This is a genomic window from Microbacterium murale, assembly GCF_030815955.1.
In the GTDB taxonomy this organism is placed as follows: domain Bacteria; phylum Actinomycetota; class Actinomycetes; order Actinomycetales; family Microbacteriaceae; genus Microbacterium; species Microbacterium murale_A.
Map to the genome: position 1 here is coordinate 335,673 of NZ_JAUSXK010000001.1, position 24,907 is coordinate 360,579.

The 24,907-nt window shown below is 66.4% G+C and carries 25 protein-coding genes; 15 read left to right on the forward strand and 10 right to left on the reverse strand.

Features of this window, described 5'->3' with window-relative positions; translation table 11 throughout:
- The first annotated feature begins 83 nt into the window (after positions 1-83).
- The 8 genes from QFZ46_RS01710 to QFZ46_RS01745 all read left to right on the forward strand — a co-directional run bounded on the left by QFZ46_RS01710 (position 84) and on the right by QFZ46_RS01745 (position 7,799).
- Entirely contained in the window at positions 84-401 is a 318-nt protein-coding gene (locus QFZ46_RS01710) for a PTS sugar transporter subunit IIB (RefSeq protein WP_307357680.1), read from the forward strand.
- On the forward strand, positions 398-682 hold the full coding sequence (locus tag QFZ46_RS01715; protein WP_307357681.1) for an HPr family phosphocarrier protein: 285 nt from the start codon (positions 398-400) through the stop codon (positions 680-682). The genes QFZ46_RS01710 and QFZ46_RS01715 overlap by 4 nt, the downstream gene beginning before the upstream one ends.
- Positions 679-2,364, forward strand: a complete 1,686-nt coding sequence (gene ptsP / locus QFZ46_RS01720; RefSeq protein WP_307357683.1) for a phosphoenolpyruvate--protein phosphotransferase — start codon at positions 679-681, stop codon at positions 2,362-2,364. The genes QFZ46_RS01715 and ptsP overlap by 4 nt, the downstream gene beginning before the upstream one ends.
- Entirely contained in the window at positions 2,361-4,016 is a 1,656-nt protein-coding gene (locus tag QFZ46_RS01725; protein WP_307357685.1) for a PTS mannitol transporter subunit IICB, read from the forward strand. Before ptsP ends, QFZ46_RS01725 begins: the two co-directional genes overlap by 4 nt.
- Positions 4,017-4,074: 58 nt before the next feature.
- Positions 4,075-4,509 (forward strand): PTS sugar transporter subunit IIA, encoded by a 435-nt coding sequence (locus QFZ46_RS01730; RefSeq protein ID WP_307357687.1) that lies wholly within the window; start codon positions 4,075-4,077, stop codon positions 4,507-4,509.
- Positions 4,506-5,651 carry a mannitol-1-phosphate 5-dehydrogenase gene (locus QFZ46_RS01735; RefSeq protein ID WP_307357688.1) on the forward strand — a complete coding sequence of 382 codons (1,146 nt, stop codon included), beginning with the start codon at positions 4,506-4,508 and terminating at the stop codon, positions 5,649-5,651. Before QFZ46_RS01730 ends, QFZ46_RS01735 begins: the two co-directional genes overlap by 4 nt.
- A gap of 78 nt (positions 5,652-5,729) precedes the next feature.
- Positions 5,730-7,022, forward strand: a complete 1,293-nt coding sequence (locus QFZ46_RS01740) for a flavin-containing monooxygenase (RefSeq protein WP_307357689.1) — start codon at positions 5,730-5,732, stop codon at positions 7,020-7,022.
- A 21-nt stretch (positions 7,023-7,043) separates the two neighbouring features.
- The gene (locus tag QFZ46_RS01745) at positions 7,044-7,799 is read left to right on the forward strand and encodes an alpha/beta hydrolase (RefSeq protein WP_307357690.1); all 756 of its coding nucleotides are present in this window, start codon (positions 7,044-7,046) and stop codon (positions 7,797-7,799) included.
- 25 nt (positions 7,800-7,824) lie between these two features.
- Here QFZ46_RS01745 and QFZ46_RS01750 read toward each other — a convergent pair whose 3' ends face one another.
- From QFZ46_RS01750 to QFZ46_RS01790, 9 genes are all read right to left on the reverse strand, one after another.
- Positions 7,825-8,682 carry a carbohydrate kinase family protein gene (locus tag QFZ46_RS01750; RefSeq protein WP_307357692.1) on the reverse strand — a complete coding sequence of 286 codons (858 nt, stop codon included), beginning with the start codon at positions 8,680-8,682 and terminating at the stop codon, positions 7,825-7,827.
- Between the two features lie 17 nt (positions 8,683-8,699).
- On the reverse strand, positions 8,700-9,818 hold the full coding sequence (locus QFZ46_RS01755) for an adenosine deaminase (RefSeq protein ID WP_307357694.1): 1,119 nt from the start codon (positions 9,816-9,818) through the stop codon (positions 8,700-8,702).
- Positions 9,819-9,876: 58 nt separating this feature from the next.
- Positions 9,877-11,193: a thymidine phosphorylase gene (locus QFZ46_RS01760; protein WP_307357696.1), complete on the reverse strand. Its 1,317-nt coding sequence runs from the start codon at positions 11,191-11,193 to the stop codon at positions 9,877-9,879.
- On the reverse strand, positions 11,190-11,588 hold the full coding sequence (locus QFZ46_RS01765; RefSeq protein WP_033106831.1) for a cytidine deaminase: 399 nt from the start codon (positions 11,586-11,588) through the stop codon (positions 11,190-11,192). Before QFZ46_RS01765 ends, QFZ46_RS01760 begins: the two co-directional genes overlap by 4 nt.
- A 21-nt stretch (positions 11,589-11,609) precedes the next feature.
- Entirely contained in the window at positions 11,610-12,890 is a 1,281-nt protein-coding gene (locus QFZ46_RS01770; protein ID WP_307357698.1) for an ABC transporter permease, read from the reverse strand.
- On the reverse strand, positions 12,887-14,194 hold the full coding sequence (locus tag QFZ46_RS01775; protein ID WP_307357699.1) for an ABC transporter permease: 1,308 nt from the start codon (positions 14,192-14,194) through the stop codon (positions 12,887-12,889). The genes QFZ46_RS01770 and QFZ46_RS01775 overlap by 4 nt, the downstream gene beginning before the upstream one ends.
- Positions 14,191-15,747, reverse strand: coding sequence for an ABC transporter ATP-binding protein (locus QFZ46_RS01780; protein WP_307357700.1), 1,557 nt, complete (start codon positions 15,745-15,747; stop codon positions 14,191-14,193). The genes QFZ46_RS01775 and QFZ46_RS01780 overlap by 4 nt, the downstream gene beginning before the upstream one ends.
- Before the next feature lie 113 nt (positions 15,748-15,860).
- The gene (locus tag QFZ46_RS01785) at positions 15,861-16,952 is read right to left on the reverse strand and encodes a BMP family lipoprotein (protein ID WP_307357702.1); all 1,092 of its coding nucleotides are present in this window, start codon (positions 16,950-16,952) and stop codon (positions 15,861-15,863) included.
- A 129-nt stretch (positions 16,953-17,081) separates the two neighbouring features.
- Entirely contained in the window at positions 17,082-18,197 is a 1,116-nt protein-coding gene (locus QFZ46_RS01790; RefSeq protein WP_307357704.1) for a mannose-1-phosphate guanylyltransferase, read from the reverse strand.
- A gap of 166 nt (positions 18,198-18,363) precedes the next feature.
- On the opposite strand from QFZ46_RS01790, the gene sdhC reads away from it, so the two are divergent.
- The 7 genes from sdhC to QFZ46_RS01825 all read left to right on the forward strand — a co-directional run bounded on the left by sdhC (position 18,364) and on the right by QFZ46_RS01825 (position 24,543).
- Positions 18,364-18,798 (forward strand): succinate dehydrogenase, cytochrome b556 subunit, encoded by a 435-nt coding sequence (sdhC, locus tag QFZ46_RS01795; RefSeq protein ID WP_307357707.1) that lies wholly within the window; start codon positions 18,364-18,366, stop codon positions 18,796-18,798.
- Positions 18,798-19,250, forward strand: a complete 453-nt coding sequence (locus QFZ46_RS01800; protein ID WP_307357708.1) for a succinate dehydrogenase hydrophobic membrane anchor subunit — start codon at positions 18,798-18,800, stop codon at positions 19,248-19,250. The genes sdhC and QFZ46_RS01800 overlap by 1 nt, the downstream gene beginning before the upstream one ends.
- Before the next feature lie 17 nt (positions 19,251-19,267).
- Positions 19,268-21,073 carry a succinate dehydrogenase flavoprotein subunit gene (sdhA, locus tag QFZ46_RS01805; protein WP_307357709.1) on the forward strand — a complete coding sequence of 602 codons (1,806 nt, stop codon included), beginning with the start codon at positions 19,268-19,270 and terminating at the stop codon, positions 21,071-21,073.
- Between the two features lie 2 nt (positions 21,074-21,075).
- Entirely contained in the window at positions 21,076-21,837 is a 762-nt protein-coding gene (locus tag QFZ46_RS01810) for a succinate dehydrogenase iron-sulfur subunit (protein WP_307357710.1), read from the forward strand.
- Between the two features lie 49 nt (positions 21,838-21,886).
- Entirely contained in the window at positions 21,887-23,083 is a 1,197-nt protein-coding gene (locus tag QFZ46_RS01815) for a YihY/virulence factor BrkB family protein (RefSeq protein WP_307357712.1), read from the forward strand.
- A gap of 10 nt (positions 23,084-23,093) precedes the next feature.
- A complete protein-coding gene (locus QFZ46_RS01820) occupies positions 23,094-23,933 on the forward strand; it encodes an exodeoxyribonuclease III (RefSeq protein WP_307357714.1) in 840 nt (279 codons plus the stop codon).
- An 82-nt stretch (positions 23,934-24,015) separates the two neighbouring features.
- Entirely contained in the window at positions 24,016-24,543 is a 528-nt protein-coding gene (locus QFZ46_RS01825; RefSeq protein WP_307357715.1) for a hypothetical protein, read from the forward strand.
- On the opposite strand, the gene QFZ46_RS01830 is transcribed toward QFZ46_RS01825, so the two are convergent.
- On the reverse strand, positions 24,533-24,880 hold the full coding sequence (locus QFZ46_RS01830; protein WP_307357716.1) for a hypothetical protein: 348 nt from the start codon (positions 24,878-24,880) through the stop codon (positions 24,533-24,535). The two genes, QFZ46_RS01825 and QFZ46_RS01830, sit on opposite strands and share 11 nt — an antisense overlap.
- Between the last annotated feature and the right edge of the window lie 27 nt (positions 24,881-24,907).

The following is a 24,907-nucleotide window of genomic DNA, read 5'->3' on the forward strand; positions in this document are numbered from 1 at the left end:
AATGTTCCGCAGGGGCGGAAAGGAACCTGGTGGCGCCGCTCACAGCGACTTCCCAGAATGGAGAGGAGGAAGAGGTGGCATCGATGAGGATCCTGGTGGTGTGCGGCGCGGGAGCGTCCAGCACCTTCGTCGCACAGCGACTTCGGCGCGCGGCATCCGCCGCCGGCCTCGACTGGGACACCGCCGCCGGCACCGAGCAGACGATCCCCACCGCCTTCGCGGACCTCGTGCTCGTCGGCCCGCACCTCGCGGATCGCCTCGACGCGATCCGCGCCGCCGCACGCGGCCCCGTCGCCGTGCTCCCCGACGACGTCTTCAGCGATCGCGACGGAACCAGAACCCTTGACGTCGCCCTGAAGACGCTCTCCGACTCCCCGCCCACTGCGAAAGGAACATCATGACCGCGATCTCACGCACCGTCCGCATCGGATCCTCCCATGGACTGCATGCCAGGCCGGCGAAGCTCTTCGCACAGGCAGCGAAGGACGCCGGCATCCCGGTGACCATCGCGAAGGACTCCGGAAAGCCGGTCAACGCCGCGAGCATCCTCGGCGTCATCGCACTCGCCGTCGAGCACGGCGACTACGTCACGCTTTCCGCCGACGGGGACGGCGCCGAGGGCGTGCTCGACACGCTCACCGAGCTGTTGACCACCGACCACGATCAGGAGGCGGCCGGATGACCGAGCTGCGAGGTGTCGGTATCGGCCGCGGCGTCGGACAAGGTCCGGTCGTCCGAATGGCCGAGGCGTTGCCGGCGCCGGAGAACACCCCCAGCGCGGTCGGTCCCGATGCCGAGCGCACCCGTGCCCGCGAAGCCGTCGCGGCAGTCGCCGCGGAGCTGCAGCAGCGCGCTGAGACCGCAGGAGGATCAGCGCAAGAGGTGCTCGAGGCCCAGGCGATGATCGCCGAGGACCCCACCCTTCAGGACGAGGTCGATTCCCGCATCGACGACGGCAGCACGGCCGAATGGGCCGTGCACGACGCCTTCGCCGGTTTCCGTGCGACGCTGGAGGCGGTCGGCGGCTACCTCGGAGAGCGTGCCGCTGATCTGGACGACATCGCGCAGCGCGTCCTCGCGCACCTCAGGGGCCTCGATGCCCCCGGTGTGCCGGACCCAGGACATCCCTTCGTGCTCGTCGCACGCGATCTGGCACCCGCGGACACGGCGCTGCTCGACCTCGAGCAGGTGCTGGCACTGGTCACCACCGACGGCGGACCCACGTCCCACACCGCGATCCTCGCCAGGGAGAAGGGCATCGTCGCCATCGTCGGCGCGACGGAGGCCACGACACTGGCAACCGGGACCATGGTGATCGTGGATGCTGCTGCCGGCACCGTCACGACTGATCCGTCGGCGGAGCAGCTCGACCGGGCGGCCCAGCGGGCTGCTGCACGCGATGCCGCCGAGAGTGCGCCACCGACTCCCGGGGCTCTCGCGGACGGTACGGCCATCGCCCTGCTGGCGAACCTCGGGAAGCCTGCGGATGCCGCGGATGCCGTGGCGCGCGGCGCCGAAGGCGTCGGTCTGTTCCGCACCGAGTTCCTGTTCCTGTCTTCGGCGCAGGCGCCCACCGTGGCCGAGCAGCGCGAGTCGTATCGCGAGTTGCTCGCGGCCTTCAGCGGCAAGAAGGTCGTGGTGCGGATGCTGGATGCCGGCGCCGACAAGCCGCTCGCATTCCTCAACGACGCGCATGAGGAGAATCCCGCGCTGGGTCTTCGGGGACTGCGCTCGCTGCGCGCCAGCGAGGACATCCTCCGGGAACAGCTCACGGCGCTCGCGGAGGCAGATGCCCTGACAGACGCCGACCTGTGGGTCATGGCGCCCATGGTGGCCACCGTCGAGGAGACGAAGTACTTCACCGCTCTGGCCCGTGAGTACGGAGTGAAGACAGCAGGGGTGATGGTGGAGATCCCCGCCGCCGCGCTGCTGGCCGACCGGGTGCTCGCGCACACGGACTTCGCGTCCATCGGCACGAACGACCTCACCCAGTACACGATGGCCGCCGACCGCATGCTCGGGTCCGTCGCAGGCTTCCAGGACCCGTGGCACCCTGCAGTGCTGCGCCTGGTCGGCGAGGTCGGTGCTGCCGGCGCCCGTCTGGGAAAGCCGGTCGGCGTCTGCGGCGAGTCCGCCGCTGATCCATTGCTGGCGGTGGTGCTGGTGGGGCTCGGAGCCACGAGCCTCTCCATGGCGTCGGCGGCGCTGGCCGACGTACGCCTCGCGCTCTCCGAGCGCACCCTCGACGAGGCGAAGCACCTCGCCGAAGTGGCTCTGGCGGCAGATGATGCCGCGAGTGCCCGCAACGCAGTGGCTGAAGCCGCGGCGACCCTCCCTTCACATCAGAAAGAGACGACATCATGACGACGACGTCAACAGCCGCTCCGAAGCAGAGCGGGCTCAGGGTGGGCGTGCAGAGACTCGGCACGTTCCTCTCCGGAATGATCATGCCGAACATCGCGGCCTTCATCGCCTGGGGCTTCATCACGATGCTGTTCATACCCGCCGGTTTCTTCGGCGCGGACAGCCCGTTCGGATGGCACTGGGCCCCGGTCGCCGAGATCATCGGCGGCGGCGGCGACTCCGCGCTCATCAATTGGCCGGGTGCGATGTCAGCGCTGGCCGAGGGCGATGGCGGCAACATCCTCGCCTACGTCGGCCTTGTAGGCCCGATGGTGACGTACCTGCTGCCGTTGCTCATCGCGAACACGGCCGGCCGCATGGTCTACGCCGAACGCGGCGGCGTCGTCGCGACGATCGCCACGATGGGCGTCATCGTCGGCACCAACATCCCGATGTTCCTCGGTGCGATGATCATGGGACCGCTCGCGGCATGGATCACCAAGCAGATGGACAGGATCTGGGACGGCAAGATCCGGCCAGGGTTCGAGATGCTGGTGAACAACTTCTCCGCCGGCATCCTCGGCATGATCCTCGCCATCGCCGGCTTCTTCGCGTTCGGTCCGGTGATGCTCGGCATCAGCACCGTGCTCGGAACCGCCGTCGACTGGCTCGTGCAGTTGCAGCTTCTGCCGCTCGTTTCGATCATCGTCGAGCCCGCCAAGGTGCTGTTCCTGAACAACGCCATCAACCACGGCGTGTTCACGCCACTCGGCATCGAACAGGCGGCCGAGAACGGCAAGTCCATCCTGTTCCTCATCGAGGCCAACCCTGGCCCCGGCCTCGGACTGCTGCTCGCGTTCACATTCTTCGGCGTCGGCGCTGCCAAGGCCTCCGCACCGGGAGCGGCGATCATCCAGTTCTTCGGTGGCATCCACGAGATCTACTTCCCGTACGCGCTGAGCAAGCCGACCACGATTCTCGCGCTGATCGCCGGTGGAGCTGCGGGCGTCACCACCAACATGCTTCTCGGCGGCGGACTGGGCTTCCCCGCTGCCCCTGGAAGCATCATCGCGGTGACCGCGGCCGCAGTCGGCGGCGGTGTGGGGAACCTGCTGGTCGTCTACCTGTCTGTCGTCATCGCCGCCGCCGTGACGTTCCTGATCACCGGGGTGATCCTGCGGGCGTCTCGCAAGCGCGACCTGGCCGCTGAAGGCGACGCGTTCGGCGCGGCTATCGCGCAGACCGAGGCGAACAAGGGCAAGAAGTCCGAGCACCTGTCGAATCTCGCGGCGTCCGCAGCGGGCGGCGGCGCGGCCGCCGCGGGCGCTGGCGCTGAGGCTGGGGGCGACGCTGCGGCGACGGCAGTCGCGACCACGCCGATCCAGAACATCGTGTTCGCCTGCGACGCCGGCATGGGGTCATCTGCGATGGGCGCGAGTGTGCTTCGCAACAAGCTGAAGAAGGCGGGTATCGAGGACATCAAGGTCACGAACCAGGCCATCGCGAACCTCGACGGCACCGCCGATCTGGTGATCACTCAACAGCAGCTGACCGATCGCGCGCAGGGCAAGTCCCCGAACTCGATCCATGTCTCGGTGGACAACTTCATGAACTCCCCGAAGTATGAAGAGGTCGTCGAGATGGTGCGCAAGCAGAAGGAATCCGGCGAGTAATCGACCCGGTGGGGCGGATGCCGCTCGCATCCGCCCCACATCGAAAGAAGGAGAAATCATGGCCGTTCTGTCAATCGGACAGGTTCGCATCCACTCCGGCTCAGCGACTCAGGATGAGGCGCTGCAGGAGGCGACCGACATCCTCGTGGCGGCAGGCGCCGTCACACCCGCCTACGTGGACGCGATGCGTCAGCGTGAGGAGACCGTGTCGACCTTCATGGGCAACGGCCTCGCGATCCCGCACGGCACGAACGAGACGAAGGAGACCATCCTCGACTCCGGCCTGTCCGTGGTCCGCTACGACGGCGGCGTGGACTGGGCCGGCGATCAGGCCACGTTCGTCGTCGGCATCGCGGGCCGCGGCGACGAACACCTCGAGATCCTCTCCCAGATCGCCATCCTGTTCTCCGAGGAGGACGACGTCGCAAAGCTCAACGCCGCCAAGACGCCGGACGAGCTTTACGCACTGCTGTCGGCGGTGAACGAAGGATGAAGGCCGTCCATTTCGGTGCGGGTAACATCGGGCGCGGATTCGTAGGACTGCTGCTGCACGAGGGCGGTTACGAGATCGTCTTCTCCGACGTCGCGGGTGCGCTGGTCGACGCGATCAATGCCACGGACGCCTACACGGTCCATGAAGCCGGCCCCGGCGGCGTCGATCGAGTGGTCACCGGCTACCGTGCGGTGAACAGCAAGACCGACCCGGATGCCGTCGCCGATGAGGTCGCGACCGCCGACGTCGTGACGTGCGCCGTCGGACCGACCGTGCTGCGGTTCATCGCGCCCGCGATCGTCGAAGGTCTGAAGCGGCGCTCCCCCGATCTCGCGGCCTTGAAGATCATGGCGTGCGAGAACGCGATCGGTGCCACGGATCAGCTGCGCGCCGAGATCGAGAAGCTAGACCCGTCTGCGGCCGATCGCGCGGTGTTCGCGAACACGGCCGTCGACCGCATCGTGCCCGCGCAGCCTGAGGGCGGCGGCGTCGATGTGACCGTGGAGCCGTATTTCGAGTGGGCGATCGAGTCCGGCCCGTTCGGTGGAGACCTGCCGCGCATCCCGGGCGCCCATTTCGTCGATGACCTCGCCCCGTACATCGAACGCAAACTGTTCACCGTGAACACGGGCCACGCCGCGACAGCGTACTTCGGCGCGCAGGCCGGTCATGTGCGGATATCGGAAGCGCTCGCCGATCCTTCGGTCGCGGCACGCGTCGGTGCTGCGCTGGAGGAGACGTCCGCAGTGCTCAGCGCCGTGCACGGGCTCGATCCCGCCGATCTCGCCGAGTACCGCGCCACGATCCTCGAGCGCTTCCGCAACCCGGAGCTCGTCGACACCGTGCAGCGCGTCGGCCGCCAGCCGCTGCGCAAGCTCTCCCGCAACGAGCGCTTCGTCGGCCCAGCCGTCCAGGCCGCGGAGCGAGGACTCACCACCTCCGCGCTCGTCGCGGCCGTCGCCGCCGCCATCGCATTCGACGACGACACGGACGAGCAGTCCGTGGAACTGCAGCGGATGCTGCGCACCGAGGACGCCGACGTACTCACCGCGACCGTCACCGGGCTGGAGCCGGAGCATCCGCTCTTCGACGCAGTGCACCAGGTGTTCGCCGCACGTCAAGAGGAGCTGCGCACGCTCTGACGACTTCCCGCACGGCGATGCCGCTACGATCGAGCCGGGGGGGCGACAGATCGAGCACACCGTCGTGCGGGGAGCACCATGAGCAGATACGCCGTCATCGGCGCAGGCCCGTCAGGCCTGGCCATCGCGCGAGCACTGCAGATGCGGGGCATCGAAGTCGAGGGTTACGAGGCTTCCCACGGGGTCGGGGGCCTCTGGGACATCACCAACCCGCGCAGCACGATGTATGAGTCCGCGCACTTGATCTCATCTCGCACGACGACCGAGTTCTCCGAGTTCCCGATGGCCAGCGACGTCGATTACCCGAGCCACCGAGTGCTGCGCGACTACTTCCGGTCGTACGCTGATCGGTTCGGACTCACGTCGCTGTTCCGCTTCGACACTCGAGTCACCCGGCTCGAACCGCGTGATGGCGGATGGGATATCGCGTACGAGGGGCCGGACGGCACGGGCACGCGCTGGTATGCGGGCGTCGTGATCGCGAACGGCACTCTCGCGGAGCCGAACATGCCGTCATTCGTCGGAGAGTTCACCGGAGAACTCATGCACACGAGTGCATATAAGAGCGCGGCTCAGCTGGACGGCAGACGCCTACTCATCGTGGGAGCCGGGAACTCCGGCTGCGACATCGCCGTGGATGGCGTCCATCACGCGGCATCCGTCGACCTGAGCGTGCGCCGCGGCTACTACTTCGTGCCGCGCTACCTGTTCGGCAGGCCCAGCGACACGCTCAATCAGGGAAGGCCTCTTCCTGCACGCATCAAACAGGCAGTGGACTCCCGTGTGCTGAAGGCGTTCACCGGGGATCCGGTGCGGTTCGGTTTCCCGACGCCCGACTACCGCATCTACGAGTCGCACCCGATCGTGAACACCATGGTGCTGAACCACCTCGGGCAGGGTGATCTGCGCGTGCGCGCCGACGTCGAACGGTTCGACGGTCGCACCGTCCGGTTCCGCGACGGGTCGAGCGGCGACTACGACCTCGTGATGCTCGCGACGGGATACCGCCTGGACTATCCGTTCGTCGACCGGGAGCACCTGCAGTGGCGCGGCTCGTCCCCGCGGCTCTTCCTCAACATGTTCCCTGCGACGTTCAACGGTCTGTACATGATGGGCATGATCGAGGCGTCTGGCATCGGATGGCAGGGGCGTTTCGAGCAGGCAAAACTCTTGGCGAGCTATCTCGCGGCCTCCGAACGAGCTCCGGAGAGCGCCGAACGATTCCGCGAGAGGGTGACCGGCAGCCCATGGCCGGACGTCACCGGCGGTTACCGCTACCTCGGCCTCGATCGCATGGCCTACTACGTCAACAACCACGCGTACCGCTCAGCCGTGCGCCGCGAGCGTGAGGCACTGGAGCGGGCCGGATGAAGTCGCGGTTACGCTGACTGTGTGCAGAAGAAGCGACGCCGGAGAATCCTGGCCAGGGTCGGATGGAGTGTCCTCGTCGTCGTCCTCCTCGTCATCGGGGGGACGATCGCCTGGAGCCAGATCGGCGTCAGCGAGGCCGAAGCCGAGCCTCTTGCTGCCGTACGCGCGAACCCCGACGTCACGATCACGGATGACGCGGCGGGAATCGTCCTCTCCCCCGCAGGCGGCTCCTCCGACATCGGTCTCGTCTTCATCCCCGGTGCCAAGGTGGATCCTTGGGCGTATGCCGCGACGCTGCAGGATCTGGCAGCGGAAGACGACATCACCGTCGTCATCACCAAGCCGTGGTTGAATCTCGCGTTCTTCGATCTGCGTCCGCTCGACGCCTTCACCTCTCTCGTGCCCGACATCGATCTGTGGATGGCCGGCGGCCATTCTCTGGGCGGCGTCCGCGCCTGCCAACTCGCGACGGATGCTGATGCACTTGTGCTGTTCGCGTCGTACTGCGCGACAGATCTGAGCGATACGGACCTGCCGGTGCTGAGCATCGCCGGCAGCGAGGACGGTCTGTCGACGCCTGAGGAGATCGCGGATGCCAGGCATCTGCTGCCGGAGGACGCCGAGCTCGTGGAGATCGAGGGGGCATCTCACTCCTCGTTCGGGGCGTACGGGCCTCAGGCGGGTGACGGAACACCCACGATCTCCGACGAGGACATGATCGCCCAGCTCGCAGAGCTCGTCGGTGCGTTCGCAGACGAGGTCGATTCGTCAGGCTGAGTCACGCGGTGACAATCCGTCGACGTCAAAGGACGGTGTCAAGCAGCGGATGCAGGTGTCTGCTGCCGAGGGCCTTCGCGGCCGAGTCTGCGCCGGCGGACAACGACACCGGCAGTGTCGCACCCTCCAGCCGGGCAGCCAGCACGCCGGCGAAGAACGCGTCGCCCGCGCCGTTCGTGTCGACGACGTCGACCGGCACGGCATCCACCCGATGCGTCTCGCCGTCGGCGTCCACAGCCACCGCGCCTTCTGCACCGAGCGTGCATACCGCGAAGGACGCCCCCGACGCGACACGTGAGCGCAGGAACCCGACCGGATCGGTCAGTTTGTCGGCGTTGCAGAACACCCCGTCAGCCGCGGCGAGGAACGGCCGGTGATACTCCGCCTCGCCGTCGTAGTCGTGCACGTCCACCCACACCGGCCTGCCGCTCGCCTGCGCGAGCGGCAGCAGCCGCAGGGGCTCTGCCGCGAGATCGAGCACTATGACCTCGGCATCCGACATCGCCGACCGCAGATCGTCGGCGATCGCGCCGGTCTGCTCAGACGGCGTGGACAGGTACAGCGAGACGCGTTCGCCGGCACGCGTCATCAGATTGAGGTGCCGCTCGGTGGTCGCACTCGCCCCCCATCGTGCCTCGACTCCGGCCGCAGCCAGCGCAGCGCTGATCCGCCGACCCGGCTCATCATCGCCGACGAGCGCATACAGCAGAGCAGGCGTGCCCAGCGCGGCGAGGCTGAGCGCCTTGCCCGCGCTGGTCCCACCAACCGTCTCCCAGCTCTCCTGGGCGAACTGCATGTGCGGTACAGGCTCAGGCAGCCGGTCGAGCACGACGATGGAATTCCAGGATGCCGGACCGACGATGAAGACGGCAGGGGCGGTCATGGTTGGACGGCGTCCCGTCAGTCGTTCCGGAACCCGTCGGCGATCATCTCGACGAGCTCCTCGCGCTCCTCCACTGGGAGGAAGGCCGCTGATGCCGCGTTGAACTGGAAGGCCTCCAGGTCATCCAGGTCGTAGCCGAAGGCATCGACGAGCAGGGCGAGCTCACGGGTCAGAGACGTTCGGCTCATGGTGCGGTTGTCGACGTTCACCGTCACGGAGAAGCCCAGCTGATACAGCAGATCGAACGGATGATCCGCGAGTTCGGTACCCCAGGCCTCGATCGCCCCGGTGTGCACGTTCGACGACGGCGAGAGTTCGAGAGGGATCTCCCGATCGCGCACCCACCGTGCGAGATCGCCGAACTTGACCTGGACCTCGTCACCGTCTCGCTCGATGACGTCGAGATCGCTGACGATGCGCACACCATGCCCCAGGCGAAGAGCACGGCCGTCGATCAGCGCGCTGCGGATCGACGCGAGCCCAGCGGCCTCACCCGCATGGACGGTGACGGGGAAGAAGTTCTCGGCGAGCAGATCGAACGCCTCACTGTGATCGGATGCGGGGTGGCCGTCTTCCGGGCCCGCGATATCGAAACCGACGACGCCGGCCTCGCGGTTGTCGAGCGCAAGCTCGGCGATCTCGAGGGAACGATCGCTCTGACGCATCGCGCTGAGGATCTGGCCGACGCGGATGCTGCGCCCGGAGTGGTCCACGGCGTCCTCGCCGTCTTCGATGCCCTGCTGCACCGCCTCGACTGCTTCGTCGAGCGACAGGCCGCCTGCGAGGTGCTGCTCTGGCGCCCAGCGCACTTCCCCGTAGATCACGCCGTCATCCGCGAGATCCTCCACGAACTCGCGCGCGATGCGGGTGAGGCCATCGGCCGTCTGCATCACACCGACCGTGAGTTCGAACGTCTTCAGGTAGTTCACCAGCGATCCGGAGTCGCTCTGCGCCGCGAACCATTCACCGAGCGCCTGCGCGTCGGACGCCGGCAGCGCCAGGCCCGCATCCTCTGCCAGTTCGATGATCGTCGCCGGGCGCACAGCGCCGTCGAGATGGTCGTGCAGTGAGATCTTCGGCAGTGAGCGCAGTGAGATTCCCTGCAGCTCCTTGTCACCGTCGGCAGCGATCGACATGGAATGGGTGTCCTCTCGACGGCGGCGCCTCGACGAACTCGCCCGAGGCGCCTCCAGCCTACGCGGTGATGCGCTCGCGGACGAGCGGCCCGGTCTCGGGCGTGGTGTCGCCGATCGACCACGCGCCTTCGAGCGCTTCGAGAGCGCGAGGGAAGCGCGCCTCGTCCTCTGCCGAGAGCGTGAACAGCGGCTGCCCCGCCGCCACACGGTCACCGGGCTTGGCGTGCAGGTCGATGCCCGCCGCATGCACGACCTGGTCCTCGGCGCGGGCGCGTCCCGCCCCGAGCCGCCATGCCGAGATGCCGACCGGCAGCGCCTCCATGCGCGTCACGACGCCGTCGGCCGGAGCGGTGACGACATGCGTCTCACGCGCGGTCGGCAGCGCAGCATCCGGATCGCCGTCCTGCGCGCGGATCATCGCCTGCCAGCTGTCCATCGCACGACCATCGTCCAGCGCAGCCTCGACGTCGGCATCCGGGAGACCGGCGAGCGCGAGCATCTCACGCGCCAGGGCGACGGTGAGCTCACGCACGTCGGCGGGGCCACCACCGGCGAGGATCTCGACAGACTCACGGACCTCGTTGGCGTTGCCGATCGCGAGACCGAGTGGCACGTTCATGTCGGTCAGTAGTGCGGTGGTGGCGACGCCGGAGTCGGTGCCGAGCGCGACCATGGTCTGTGCGAGTTCACGGGCACGATCGATGTCCTGCATGAACGCGCCGGAGCCGAACTTGACGTCCAGTACGAGCGCGTCGGTGCCCTCCGCGATCTTCTTCGACATGATGCTCGACGCGATCAGGGGAATCGCCTCGACGGTGCCGGTGACATCGCGCAGCGCATAGAGCTTCTTGTCGGCGGGGGCGAGGCCGGAACCGGCGGCGCAGATCACTGCACCGACATCGCCCTGCATCTGTGCGAACATCTCCTCGTTGCTGAGTGCGGCGCGCCAGCCAGGGATCGACTCGAGCTTGTCGAGCGTGCCTCCGGTGTGCCCCAGTCCGCGTCCGCTGAGCTGCGGCACCGCGACGCCGAACACCGCGACCAGGGGGGCGAGCGGCAAGGTGATCTTGTCACCGACGCCACCTGTGGAGTGCTTGTCGACGGTCTTCTTCCCGAGGGAGGCGAAGCTCATCCGCTCCCCGGACGCGATCATCGCGTCCGTGAGCACACGGATCTCATCGCGTTGCATGCCGCGCTGGAACACCGCCATCGCGAACGACGCCATCTGCGCATCGGAGACATAGCCGCGCGTATACGCGTCCACCATCCAGCGCAGGGCGGCCTCCGGTACGACTCCGCCATCGCGCTTGGCGCGGATCACGTCGATCGCGTCGAACGGCTCCATGTTGTTATTCTGCTGCGTCGCTGAGCTCATCGGACATCCTCCAGGTCACGCGGCCCGAATGCATCGGGCAGCACCTCATCGATCGTGCGGATGCCCGACACGGTCTCCAGCAGCATCTCGGGCATGGAGTGCTCGAACAGCAGCTGGCGGCACCGCCCGCACGGCATGATGGTCTGCCCGTCGTTGTTGACGCATACGAACGCCACGAGGCGTCCGCCGCCGGACATGTGCAGGTCGCCCACCAGCGCGCACTCGGCGCACAGGGTCACCCCGTACGAGGCGTTCTCCACGTTGCATCCGGCCACGATCCGACCGTCGTCGACGAGAGCGGCCGCCCCCACCTTGTACCGCGAGTACGGGGCGTATGCCTTGTGCATGGCGTCGGTGGCGACCTGGCGCAGTTCGTCCCAGTCGATGTCAGTCATTGTTACTCTGGCCCTGTCCCTCTAGCTCTTGATGTACGGCTCGCCGGAGGCCGCCGGCGGACGAGACCGCCCGACGAGACCGGCGACGGCGAAGATCGTCACGACGTACGGCAGCATCAGCATGAACTGGCTCGGAACCGGAGACCCGATCACCGAGAGCACGCCCTGCAGGTTCGTGGCGAAGCCGAACAGCAGAGCCGCCAGAGTCGCGCGCACCGGGTCCCATTTGCCGAAGATCACCGCGGCCAGTGCGATGTAGCCGGCACCGGCGGTCATCTCCCGACCGAACTGCGGGTTCGTCACCAGCGTGTAGAACGCGCCGCCCATGCCGGCGATGGCACCGGCGAGCATCATGTTCCAGTATCGCGTGGGTGCGACCTTGATGCCGACGGTGTCAGCCGCCTGCGGATGCTCCCCCACGGCTCGCAGGCGCAGCCCCCATCGGGTGCGGTACAGGCCGTACCAGACCAGGAACACCGTGATGTACATCAGGTAGACGATGATCGTCTGGCGGAACAGCACCGGCCCGAGCACGGGGATCTCGCTGAGCAGCGGGATCGGGATCACGGGGAACAGCGGCGGGGAGTTCAGCGTCTCGGGATTGGCGTTGAGCACCTGTCGGTAGAGGAACGTCGTCAGCCCGGCCACGAGCACGTTCAGCACGACGCCGACGATCACCTGATTGACGTAGTAGGTGATCGCGAACACGGCGAGCACGAGCGACACCAGCACACCGGCGACCATCGCGGCGATGAGACCTGCCCACGCACTCCCGGTCGCCGATCCGACGAGAGCTGCCATGAACGCGCCGGCCAGCAGTTGCGCCTCGATCGCGATGTTGACGACGCCGACGCGCTCTCCGATCACTCCACCCAGAGCACCGAAGATCAGAGGCGTCGCGAGCGCGAGCGCGCCGCCGAGCAGGCCGATCATCGGCAGCGTCCCGCCGGCTGATGCCCAGGCGAGGAAGCCGACGAGAAGCACGATCACGTAGATGACGGTCAACCACAGCGGCAGCCGACGGCGAGCACGCGTCCACAGCACCGAAAGTGCCGTGATCGCGGCGAGCAGGACGACGGCGACCCAGGCCGTGGCGTTGGCCGGCAGCACGAGCTCCGGCAGTTGGATGGCGGCGTCGGCGGAGCGGACGAGCCGGAACGTGCTGTCTCCCTCGCGCGGCACGAGCAGCGGCAGCAGCGCGAACAGCACGGTGAACAGCCCGAAGATGATCGGAGTCTTCCAGGAGGTGATGGTGACGCGACGCTGTTCGTCGCTGACCACAGCTTCAGCCGTGACGGTCATGCGGACACCTCCTCGGCGATCTGCGCCGCGTTCTTCTTCGGCTTCTTCGGTTTCGTCGGCTTCTTCCGCGCACCCGGCTGAGGCAGACCGAAGATCGCGCGCACCAGCGGCGGCGCCGCGATGAACAGCACGATCAGGGACTGTACGACGAGCACGATCTCGATCGGCACGTTCTCGGATGCCTGCATCGCGAACCCGCCGGCCTTGAATGCGCCGAACAGGATGCCTGCGGCCAGGATGCCCAGCGGTGTCGAGCGTCCGAGCAATGCGACGGTGATCGCATCGAAGCCGATGCCGGCGTCGATGTCACCGCCGAAACCGCTGGTCACGGTGCCGAGCATCTGGCTGACGCCGGCGATGCCGACGAGGCCGCCGGCGATCAGCATGACGTAGAAGTACATCCTGCCGACGCTGATCCCGGCCACCTTCGCGGCGCTGGGGTTCTCCCCCACCGCGCGGAAGCGGAATCCGAGACTCGAGCGCTCCAGCAGCCACCAGGTGAAAGCGACGGCGATCAGAGCGAGGATGAATCCGGCGTGCAGCTTGTACTGGGGTCCGAGGATGCCGGGAAGCACGGCGGAGTCCGCCATCGCCGCTGTCTTCGGGTTGTTCGAGCCCGGCGCCTGCAGGATGCCCTGCGTGGCCAGCATCCAGGCCAGCAGATAGACGGCGATGTGGTTGAGCATGATCGTGACGATCACCTCGTGCGCACCGGTGCGCGCCTTCAGGATGCCGGCGATACCGGCCCAGATCCCTCCGGCGACGACGCCAGCCACGATGGCGACCAGCATGTGCAGCGGCCACGGGAGGTCCATGCTCGTTCCGACCCAGCCGGCGGCCGCAGCGGCCATCAGCATCTGGCCCTGGCCGCCGATGTTGAAGAGGCCGGCGCGGAAGGCGAGGCCCACTCCGAGCCCTGCGGCGATCAGCGGCGTGGCGAACTTCAGCGTCTCGGTGAGCGGGCGGATGCCGGCGGCGAATCCGTCGACGCGGAAGTTGTAGAAGGCTCCCTGGAAGAGCGCGACATACGCGCCGGAGATCGAGCTCCACACGGCGGAGAGCATGTCACCGGGCCGCCTGAAGAAGTAGCCGGCGGTGCTCTGCACCTCGGGATCGGTGAACGCGATCATGATCGATCCCGCGATGAGTGCGAGGACCACCGACAGTACGGAGATCAGACCGTTGCCGGTCACGATGCGCCGGAAGGCACCGTGCCACCGCGAGGGTTCGGTGTCAGGGACCGTGGGATCGGTGCCGAAATCCGCGGGGGCGGAGGCGATCGGCTTCAGCTCTGGGCCGGTCATGCGCTCGTCTCCTCGGTGTCGGCTGCCGTCGTGGCGGCCACGGCCGTCGTGTCGGTCTCGATCATTCCGGCCATCATGAGGCCGAGCTGCTCACGCGTGGTGTCGCCGGGCACGATGCCGACGACCTTGCCTCGATACATCACCATGATGCGGTCGGCGAGTGCCGCCGCCTCGTCGAGCTCCGTCGAGATGACGATCACGGGGATGCCGGAGTCGCGCGTCTCGATGATGCGCTTGTGGATGAATTCGATGGAGCCCACGTCGACGCCGCGCGTCGGCTGCGCTGCGACGAAGAGGGACAGTTCGCGGCTGAGCTCGCGCGCCAGCACGACCTTCTGCTGGTTTCCGCCGGAGAGGCGTCCGGCCTGTTGCGCCGGCCCCTGCGTGCGGATGTCGAACTCGGTGATCTTCTCGCGGGCGAAATCGTCGAGCGCACCCAATTGCAGGGTGCCGGCCTTGACGAAGGGGGCGCCGACCGAGCGGTCAAGCATCAGGTTCTCGGCGATCGAGAACTCCTTGACCAGACCGTCGACGCTGCGGTCCTCCGGGACGAAGCCGACGCCGTCGTCGAGGATGTCGCGCACCGATCGTCCCACCAGCTCCTCGCCGTTGAGCCGCACGCTGCCCTCGACGCGCGGCTGCAGTCCGACGATCGCTTCGGTGACCTCGGTCTGACCGTTTCCCTGCACACCGGCGATGACCAGCACCTCGCCTCCGCGCACGGAGAACGAGACGTCGTCGACGAGCACCGTCCCGAAGGGGTCGGTGACCGTGAGCTCCTTCACGATGAGTGATTCCTCACCGAGCTTCGGCGCATCCTTGTGAACCTTGAGCTCGACGGCGCGGCCGACCATGAGCGAGGCGAGTTCTTCGTTGCTGGCCGTCGGTGATGCTTCGCCGACGACCTTTCCGAGGCGGATGACCGTGATCCGGTCCGCGACCTCGCGAACCTCGCGGAGCTTGTGGGTGATGAAGACGATCGAGGTGCCGCTCTCCTGCAACTGGCGCATCGTCGCCATCAGCTCGTCGGTCTCCTGCGGCGTGAGCACGGCGGTCGGCTCATCGAACACGAGCACCTTGGCGTCGCGTGAGAGCGCCTTGATGATCTCCACGCGCTGCTGCACGCCGACCGGGAGGTCCTCGACCACGGCATCGGGATCGACCTGGAAGCCGAAACGATCTGAGATCTCGCGCACCATCGCGCGGGCTGCGGCGAGGTCGAGGCGACCGCCGAAGGTCGTCTTCTCATGGCCGAGCATGACGTTCTCTGCCACGGTGAAGACGGGGATCAGCATGAAGTGCTGGTGCACCATGCCGATACCGGCGGCCATGGCGTCGCCCGGGCCGGCGAAGTGCTGTTCGACGTCGTCCAGCAGGATCTCGCCCTCATCGGCCTGGTACAGGCCGTAGAGCACGTTCATCAGCGTCGATTTTCCGGCGCCGTTCTCGCCCAGGAGACAGTGGATCTCTCCTGGTTCGATGGTGAGATCGATGTGGTCGTTGGCCGTCAGCGCGCCGAACTTCTTCGTGATGCCGCGCAGTTCTAGCTTCATGTGTCAGATCCTAATCAGCAAAGGTGCTTCGTCCCAGGTTCCTGTGGGAGCCCGGGCAACAGCGAGGGGGAGGCCGGCGGGTCGCCGACCTCCCCCTGTGTCTCGTCTCTCGATCAGCCGAGGTACGAGGTGACGGTGACCTCACCGTCGATGATCTGCTGCTGCAGGTCCTGAACCGCGGTCCAGAGCGCAGGGTCGACCTTGTCCTCGAAGTTGTGCAGTTCGGCGATGCCGACGCCCTCGTTCTCCAGGGTTCCGATGTAGGCCTCAGCATCGAACTCCTCGTTCGCGCTGCTCATGGTCGCCTCGTACACGGAGAGCTTCATGTCCTTGAGGATCGAGGTGAGCACGAAGTCCTCGGTCGTCGGGTCGGTGACGAACAGATCGGCGTCCGCGCCGATCAGTGCGATGTCGCGGCCGGACTCCTTGATGGCCTGCAGGCCCGACTGGTAGATCGGTCCGCCGACCGGCAGGAGCACGTCGACGCCCTGGTCGATGATGTTCTGCGCGACGGTCTTGGCCTCTGGACCCGCCTCGAATCCACCGGTGAACGATCCGGCCTTGCCGTCCCACCCGACGACCTCGACGGCGGTGCCGTTCTGCTCGTTGTAGTAGTTCACGCCCTGGTAGAAGCCGTCCATGAAGATCGTGACGGTCGGGAACTCCATGCCGCCGTAGGTGCCGACCTTGCCGGTCTGCGAGTAGCCGGCGGACAGGTAGCCCGCAAGGAAAGCGGCCTGTGCCGTGTCGTACAGCAGCGGCTTGACGTTCTCGGCATCCTTCTCGCCGTCGAAGTCGTTGTCAGCAGCGTCGTCGACGAGGATGAAGTCGATGCCCTCGTTGGCAGTCGCCGCCTCGACGGTAGCCGCCGACAGCGCGAAGCCGACCGAGACGATCGCGTTGCAGCCCTGGGAGACGAGGCTCTCCAGGTTCGGGGCGAAGTCCGTCTCGCTGTTGGATTCGACGTTCTTGTACTCGACTCCGAGTTCCTCGGAGGCCTGCACGACGCCCTCGAAGGACAGCTGGTTGAACGACTTGTCGTCGAATCCGCCGGCATCGGAGACGATGCAGGGGAGGAAGTCGATCGTCTCGCCGCCCGCGTCTCCGCCGTTCTCCTCAGGAGCGGCACCGCAACCTGCGAGTGCGACGGCGACGCCTGTCGCCACAAGCGCGGCCAGAGCGCGCTTCTTGGTGGAAATGGTCACGTAAGCCTCCACGACTACTGGCCTGCGCCATTCGCAATGCCCGTGGGGATAAGTTACCCAGTGTTACGGCATCCGACGTCACGGTTGCGGTTAATGGTTACAAACTCGCAATAGACCCGTGACGAACGGCTAGAGCACATCTCCCCGGCCGGTGAGTTTGAGCGATTCCACGACGCCCTTCACCCGCTGAGCGTGCTCCGTCGTCGTGACCAGCAGCGCGTCGGGAGTATCCACGACCACTATGTCCTTCACGCCGACGAGACTGATCACGCGCGAGGTCTGGCTCACGAGGATTCCGGTCGCAGCATCCGAGAGGACCCTGGCCTTCGGCCCCAGCACCGCGAGGTCGTTCTTGCGGCCGTTGCTGATGAGCTTGGTGAGCGAGGCGAAGTCCCCCACGTCGTCCCAGTCGAAATGTCCGGGAATGACGGCCAGTCGTCCCTTGTCTGCCGCAGGCTCGGCGACGGCGTAATCGATGGCGATCTTCTTCAACGTCGGCCACACCCGGTCCACGACCGGCCCGCGGCGCTCGCGATCATCCCAGGCCTCGGCGAGTTCCAGGAGGCCCGCATGCAGCTCCGGCTCGTTCGCCGCCAGTTCATCGAGCAGGACGCTCGCCTTCGAGATGAACATGCCGGCGTTCCACAGGAACGAGCGATCCGCGTAGTACTGCTTCGCCGTCTCGAGATCCGGCTTCTCCACGAAGCGCTCCACGATGGCAGCCTCGGGGGCTCCGTCCACGATGAGCTCGTCACCCTTGCGCATGTACCCGAAGCCCACAGACGGCTCCGAGGGCTGGATGCCGATCGTGCAGATGTAGCCTGCGCGCGCGACCTCCACGGCCTGCTGCACGGCGAATTCGAATGTGCGGGTGCCGCGGATGAAGTGGTCGGCGGCGAAAGACCCGATGATGACGTCTGGGTCACGGCGGTGCAGGATCGCGGCGGCGAGACCGATCGCCGCGGCCGAATCTCGCGGCTCGGACTCGAGGAACACGTTCTTGTCCGCGATCCCGGGGAGCTCGGCCTCCACAGCAGCCCGGTGCGCTCGCCCGGTCACGACCGAGATGCGGTCGGCGCCGGTGAGGGATTCCAAGCGGTCCCAGGTGTCGCGCAGCAGCGAGTTGCCGGAGCCGGTCAGGTCGTGGAGGAACTTCGGCGCGTCAGCGCGAGAGAGCGGCCACAGCCGACTTCCGATGCCTCCGGCGGGGATCACTGCGTAGAAGTCCTTGATCGGCTCGGTCATCACCCCAGCGTAGTCGTCGAAACAATCTCGACGTCGAGAGAGTTAGGCCACCCTTCGTCGCTCCCAGCGATTGAACAGGAATAGGATGGGACACGATCGGGCACGTCTGCGGTCGCCCCAGACCCAGTGCGTGCTACCGACCTCGAATCGATCAGGGAGGACGACCGTGTCCGCAGGCACTCGCTTGACACCGTCGATTTCGGAGACCACGTCCAAGACGCCGCGCGGCACCCTCTACCGGGGTCGCGAAGGCATGTGGTCATGGGTGCTTCACCGCATCACCGGAGTCGCGATCTTCTTCTTCCTGCTCGTGCATGTGCTGGACACTGCACTCATCCGGGTCTCGCCCGAGGCGTACAACGCCGTGATCGGGACGTACAAGAATCCGATCATGGCACTGGGTGAAGTCGCGCTGGTCGGCGCCATCGTGTTCCACGCCATCAACGGGCTCCGCATCATCCTCATCGACTTCTGGTCCAAGGGCGCGCGCTTCCAGCGCCAGATGTTCTGGGGCGTCCTCGCCGTGTGGGTCGTGCTGATGGCCGGTTTCGTGCCACGCCACCTCATGCTCGCGTTCGCCGGTTTCGGAGGGGGTCACTGATGTCCGCACAGACCATCGCCGCCCCGGCACGTCGACGTCGCGGGATCAACCTCGAGAAGTGGGGCTGGCTGTTCATGCGCGGCTCCGGCGTCGTGCTGATCGTCCTGATCTTCGGCCACCTGTTCGTCAACCTGATGGTCGGCGAGGGCATCCACGCCCTCGACTTCGCCTTCATCGCCGGCAAGTTCGCCACGCCGTTCTGGCAGTGGTGGGATGTGCTGATGCTGTGGCTCGCTCTTCTGCACGGCGGCAACGGCATGCGCACGATCATCAACGACTACGTCACGCACGAGAAGGTGCGTAAGGCTCTGGTCTGGGCGATCGGCCTCGCGGCCGGACTCCTGATCGTGCTGGGCACCCTGGTCGTCTTCACCTTCGACCCCTGCCTCGGCGTGACGGAGTCCAGCACGCTCTGGGACACCTGCGTGGCCGCAGGCGTCGTCGGGAACTGAGAAGAGAGCAACGAGAAGTGACTACTGAGACACAGGATTCCGTCGTCCGCGACGGCGTGCACTACCACCAGTTCGACGTCGTCATCGTGGGCGCCGGCGGCGCCGGCATGCGCGCGGCGATCGAGGCGGGGCCCGGTGCCAAGACCGCAGTGATCTCCAAGCTCTACCCGACGCGGTCCCACACCGGCGCTGCGCAGGGCGGCATGGCTGCGGCCCTCGCGAACGTCGAGGAGGACAGCTGGGAGTGGCACACCTTCGACACCGTCAAGGGCGGCGACTACCTCGTCGATCAGGATGCTGCCGAGATCCTGGCCAAGGAGGCCATCGATGCGGTCATCGACCTCGAGAACATGGGCCTGCCGTTCAACCGCACCCCTGAGGGCAAGATCGACCAGCGCCGTTTCGGCGGTCACACCGCGAATCACGGCAAGACGCCGGTTCGCCGCGCCTGCTACGCCGCCGACCGCACGGGTCACATGATCCTGCAGACGCTGTTCCAGAACTGCGTGAAGCTCGGCATCAACTTCTTCAACGAGTTCTACGTGCTCGACCTGATCACGGTCAAGGGCGAAGACGGGGGCACCCAGGTCGCCGGCGTCGTCGCATACGACCTCTCCACCGGTGAGCTGCACGTCTTCCAGGCCAAGGCGATCATCTTCGCGACCGGCGGCTTCGGCAAGATCTACAAGACCACCTCCAACGCGCACACCCTCACCGGTGACGGCGTCGGCATCGTCTGGCGCAAGAACCTGCCGCTGGAGGACATGGAGTTCTTCCAGTTCCATCCCACCGGCCTCGCCGGTCTCGGAATCCTGCTCACCGAGGGTGCCCGCGGTGAGGGCGCGATCCTGCGCAACGCCTCCGGTGAACGCTTCATGGAGCGCTACGCCCCCACCATCAAGGACCTCGCACCTCGTGACATCGTCGCGCGATCGATGGTCCAGGAGGTCCTCGACGGCCGCGGCGCCGGCCCGCACAAGGACTACGTGTACCTCGACTGCACCCACCTGGGCGCAGAAGTACTGGAGACCAAGCTCCCCGACATCACCGAATTCGCTCGCACCTACCTCGGCGTCGACCCGGTGACCGACCCGGTACCGGTCATGCCGACCGCGCACTATGCGATGGGCGGCATTCCCACCAACAACGACGCCGAGGTGCTCGCCGACAACAACACCGTCGTGCCCGGCCTGTACGCGGCCGGCGAATGCGCCTGCGTGTCGGTGCACGGCTCCAACCGCCTCGGCACCAACTCGCTCCTCGACATCAACGTCTTCGGCAAGCGTGCGGGCAACAACGCGGTCGAGTACGCGAAGACCGCCGATTTCGTCCCGCTGCCCGAGAACCCGGCGGCATTCGTCTCCGGCCTGCTCGAGCAGCTTCGCGACAGCAAGGGCACCGAGCGAGTCGCCGTCCTCCGCAAGAAGCTGCAGGAGGAGATGGATCTCGGGGCGCAGGTGTTCCGCACCCACGAGTCTCTCGAGCATGTGCTCGGTGTCATCGCCGAACTGCGTGAGCGCTACAAGAACGTCTACGTCGATGACAAGGGGCACCGGTTCAACACCGACCTTCTCGAGGCCGTCGAGCTCGGCTTCCTGCTCGACATCGCCGAGGTCGTCGTCTACGCGGCGCAGAACCGCGAGGAGAGCCGTGGCGGACACATGCGCGACGACTTCCCTAAGCGCGATGACGAGAACTACATGAAGCACACGATGGCCTACCTCACCGGCGACCCGCACTCGTCGACACCGTCCGATCACATCAAACTCGATTGGAAACCCGTCGTCATGACCCGTTACCAGCCGATGGAGAGGAAGTACTGAGAATGTCGAACGCCGTCGCAGAATCTCCTGCCGCCGCTGACCCGGCCATCCAGTCTTTCCTGGTGACCTTCACCATCCGCCGGTTCGATCCGGAGAAGGATGCCGAGCCGCGCTGGGTCGACTACGACGTAGAGCTGTTCTCCACCGATCGCGTGCTCGACGCCCTGCACAAGATCAAGTGGGAGGTCGACGGCTCGCTGTCGTTCCGCCGCTCGTGCGCGCACGGCATCTGCGGTTCGGACGCGATGCGCATCAACGGCCGCAACCGCCTCGCCTGCAAGACGCTGATCAAGGACCTCGACATCTCGAAGCCGATCTACGTCGAAGCGATCAAGGGCCTCCCGCTGGAGAAGGACCTGATCGTCGACATGGAGCCGTTCTTCGCCTCCTACCGCGAGGTGCAGCCGTTCCTGGTCGCGAGCTCCGCTCCCGAGAAGGGCAAGGAGCGCGTGCAGTCGATCGCCGACCGCGCGATCTTCGACGACACCACCAAGTGCATCCTGTGCGCCGCGTGCACCTCGTCCTGCCCGGTCTTCTGGACCGACGGGCAGTACTTCGGGCCCGCTGCGATCGTCAATGCGCACCGCTTCATCTTCGACTCCCGAGATGACAACGCCGACGTGCGTCTGGACATCCTCAACGACAAGGAAGGCGTCTGGCGCTGCCGTACGACCTTCAACTGCTCTGAGGCATGCCCCCGTGGCATCGAGGTCACCAAGGCCATCGCCGAGGTCAAGCAGGCTGTTCTTCGCGGACGCCGCTGACCTGAGTTCGCGTCACAGACACGCCCTCGCCCTTGGATAGGGTGAGGGCGTGTCTGATTCTGAGATGGATGCGCCCGCGAGCCGTATCGATACGGCAGTCGAGCGCGCCACCGCGCTGACCAGACGCACTCTCGCGCTGTTCCCAGTGCGCGTCTGGCGCCATTTCCTCCAGAACAACGGCTTCCTTCTCGCCGCAGGCGTGAGCTATCAGGCCCTCTTCGCGATCTTCGCGGCGATCTACCTCGCATTCGCGATCGCCGGCCTTTGGCTGGGCGGCAGCGACGAGGCCGTAGACGCGCTGATCGGCGTGATCAACAGCTATGTCCCGAATCTCATCAGTGATCAGAGCGATTTCCTCACGCCGGATCAGGCGAAGGAGATCGCCGGGAACATGACCGGAGTCCTCAGCGTCACGGGTCTCATCGCCCTCGGAGCAGTGATCTGGACGGCCATCGGGTGGGTGACCTTCTCTCGACGAGCCGTCAGGGACATCTTCGGACTTCCTCCTGATCGCCGCAGTTACGTGCTGCTCAAGGCGCGAGATCTGCTCGCTGCCGTGATCTTCGGAATCGCATTGATCCTCGGCTCGGCACTCAGTTCTGCGAGTGCCGCCGCATTGAGTTGGATCCTCTCGCTGTTCGGTTGGGACTACGGATCCGGTGTCGTCAACCTGCTCATCCGCATCGGAACCGTCTTGGTCTCGTTCGCACTGCTGTCGGCAGCGCTGGCGGCGATGGTGCGCTTCCTCACCGGCACGTCTCTGCGATGGCGCACGATCTGGCCTGGCGCGCTGCTCGGCGGCGGGGCCATGACGGTGCTGCAGTTCGGTGCGGGCTTCCTCTTGAGTTACACCCCGACCAATCCGCTCCTCGCCACGTTCGCGATCTTCGTCGGCCTTCTGCTGTGGTTCCGCATCAACGGTGTGATCATGCTGGTGGCTTCTGCCTGGATCGCAGTCTCAGCCCAGGATCGTGACCTTCCATTGCTGCGTCAGACCGAGGACGAACGTATCGCCGCCGAATACCAGGCTCTGCTGGTGGCCGCGCGCATTCGCCTGCGTGAAGCCCGCCAGGCGCAGGACGAGGCGCCGTGGTATCGCGTCTGGGGAGCGAGACGAGCCGTGCACGCTGCGGAAACGGCACTGGATGATCTCGTGGCCGATCCGCCGGATATCGCGACGCCGGCCCTTCACCGACTGCTCACTGAGTTCACCCGATCACGCAACGATGTCGGAGGCGCTGGCTAGGCTGGATCCCATGCCTCATCTGCGCGTCGCTTCGGTCAATGTCAACGGAATCCGGGCGGCAGCCCGAAACGGGATGAGCGGCTGGCTCGATGCCGCCGACGTAGACATCCTGACGCTGCAAGAGGTGCGCGGCCAGGACGAGCACCTGGAAGCAGCGCTCCCCGGCTGGTCGATCGTCCATGATGAGGCGACCGCCAAGGGGCGTGCGGGAGTGGCGATCGCGAGCCGCACGCCTGCACTCGCGTCGCGAACCACGTTCGGCGCCGACGATTTCGATTCGAAAGGCCGCTGGATAGAAGGCGACTTTCCACTCGGCGATCGAACGATCACGGTCGTGAGCGCCTACGTGCACTCCGGCGAGGCCGACACCCCGAAGCAGGACGAGAAATGGAAGTTCCTCGAGGCCTTCGGCACCAGGCTCGAGGAGCTGGGACGAGATGACGCATTCGCGCTCGTCACCGGCGACCTCAACGTCGGCCATCGTGAGCTCGACATCAAGAACTGGCGAGGCAACCGCAAGAAAGCGGGCTTCCTCCCCCGCGAGCGCGCGTACTTCGATCGTTTCCTCGGCGACGCAGGAGCGGAGATCACCGGTGTCGACGGCACGGTCGGTCCCGGTCTCGGCTGGGTCGATGTCGGCCGCCGTTTTCACGGCGAGGTCGAGGGTCCGTACACGTGGTGGTCGATGCGCGGCCAGGCGTTCGACAACGACACCGGGTGGCGCATCGACTATCACCTCGCGACACCGGCCCTCGCCGATCGGGTCGAGGCGTACAGCGTGGCGCGCGCAGCATCGTATGCGCACCGCTGGAGCGACCATGCGCCAGTGATCGTGGACTACTCGTACTGACCTGCGAGAAGCCGGTTTCCCCGACACGCGACCGGGGGTTTCCCGGGTACCCCGGGTGTCGAGGAGCCGACATGCTGGATGAGTGAACTCAGGATCGTTTCTCCGCATCTGGATCGGGTGTGTGCTCGGCTGTCTTCCGATTCTCGCCCTTCTGCTCGTCCCGCAACTGATGCGCAGTCGGGCCGGTGACGAGCAGCTGCTGCTCATCGGCACGGCTCTCCTGGCTGTGCTGCTGATCGGGGCGTTCGTATGCGCACCGATCATGGCGGCCTGGTTCAGCCCTGTCAGGGGCGGGCGGGAGCCCCGGGCGGCGTGGCGTTGCGCTCGTGGCGTCTGGCAGCAGCGGCGCGGCGGGGCGATGATCGCTCTCGCTGCAGGAGCAACGATCTACGTGGCAGGGCAGGTCATCGGCTACATCGTGGGTGCGCTCGTGCCCTACGTGAGCGACAACCCGGCGCACCTCACCGATCAGAGCCAGTCGCCGTGGATCATCCACTACCCCGCCTATGCACTGCAGGCCGGCGTCCTCTATGTCATGACCACCCTGGCAGTCGCCGTCTATTCGTGGCGTCTCCGGTCGCTGCGGCTGTCGAGTGGAGTCAGGCAGTGATCAGAGCCGTCAGCAGCAGAACGGCGATGACGACGTAGACGCCCATGCTCAAGAGCATGGCCCTGGAGCGGTGCTGGCGGCGGAACAGCAGAGGGACGAAGACACTCGCAGCCAGCCCGGTCACGAGTGCAGCGAAAGTCCCGAAGATCAGCACGTAACCATGCGGATCCACATCCGCGGCCCCGAATCGGCTGCTCAGCACCATCCACAGCAGAATCACGAAGGGGATGCCGAACGTCAGCGTGAGCACCGCTCCGACGATGCGGACCCACGCCGTCGATCCGCCAGGCCGAGTGTTCGGTTCGGACCTCCGGGGCTGCGGCGGTGTCTGGTTCATCCGTGAAGTCTGTCAGTCGCGCCGAGG

Coding starts and splice junctions, on each gene's coding strand:
- QFZ46_RS01710 (WP_307357680.1), top strand. CDS start 84: ATGAGGATCCTGGTGGTGTGCGGCGCGGGAGCGTCCAGCACCTTCGTC.
- QFZ46_RS01715 (WP_307357681.1), top strand. CDS start 398: ATGACCGCGATCTCACGCACCGTCCGCATCGGATCCTCCCATGGACTG.
- ptsP (WP_307357683.1), top strand. CDS start 679: ATGACCGAGCTGCGAGGTGTCGGTATCGGCCGCGGCGTCGGACAAGGT.
- QFZ46_RS01725 (WP_307357685.1), top strand. CDS start 2,361: ATGACGACGACGTCAACAGCCGCTCCGAAGCAGAGCGGGCTCAGGGTG.
- QFZ46_RS01730 (WP_307357687.1), top strand. CDS start 4,075: ATGGCCGTTCTGTCAATCGGACAGGTTCGCATCCACTCCGGCTCAGCG.
- QFZ46_RS01735 (WP_307357688.1), top strand. CDS start 4,506: ATGAAGGCCGTCCATTTCGGTGCGGGTAACATCGGGCGCGGATTCGTA.
- QFZ46_RS01740 (WP_307357689.1), top strand. CDS start 5,730: ATGAGCAGATACGCCGTCATCGGCGCAGGCCCGTCAGGCCTGGCCATC.
- QFZ46_RS01750 (WP_307357692.1), bottom strand. CDS start 8,682: ATGACCGCCCCTGCCGTCTTCATCGTCGGTCCGGCATCCTGGAATTCC.
- QFZ46_RS01755 (WP_307357694.1), bottom strand. CDS start 9,818: ATGTCGATCGCTGCCGACGGTGACAAGGAGCTGCAGGGAATCTCACTG.
- QFZ46_RS01760 (WP_307357696.1), bottom strand. CDS start 11,193: ATGAGCTCAGCGACGCAGCAGAATAACAACATGGAGCCGTTCGACGCG.
- QFZ46_RS01765 (WP_033106831.1), bottom strand. CDS start 11,588: ATGACTGACATCGACTGGGACGAACTGCGCCAGGTCGCCACCGACGCC.
- QFZ46_RS01770 (WP_307357698.1), bottom strand. CDS start 12,890: ATGACCGTCACGGCTGAAGCTGTGGTCAGCGACGAACAGCGTCGCGTC.
- QFZ46_RS01775 (WP_307357699.1), bottom strand. CDS start 14,194: ATGACCGGCCCAGAGCTGAAGCCGATCGCCTCCGCCCCCGCGGATTTC.
- QFZ46_RS01780 (WP_307357700.1), bottom strand. CDS start 15,747: ATGAAGCTAGAACTGCGCGGCATCACGAAGAAGTTCGGCGCGCTGACG.
- QFZ46_RS01790 (WP_307357704.1), bottom strand. CDS start 18,197: ATGACCGAGCCGATCAAGGACTTCTACGCAGTGATCCCCGCCGGAGGC.
- QFZ46_RS01800 (WP_307357708.1), top strand. CDS start 18,798: ATGTCCGCACAGACCATCGCCGCCCCGGCACGTCGACGTCGCGGGATC.
- QFZ46_RS01810 (WP_307357710.1), top strand. CDS start 21,076: ATGTCGAACGCCGTCGCAGAATCTCCTGCCGCCGCTGACCCGGCCATC.
- QFZ46_RS01820 (WP_307357714.1), top strand. CDS start 23,094: ATGCCTCATCTGCGCGTCGCTTCGGTCAATGTCAACGGAATCCGGGCG.
- QFZ46_RS01830 (WP_307357716.1), bottom strand. CDS start 24,880: ATGAACCAGACACCGCCGCAGCCCCGGAGGTCCGAACCGAACACTCGG.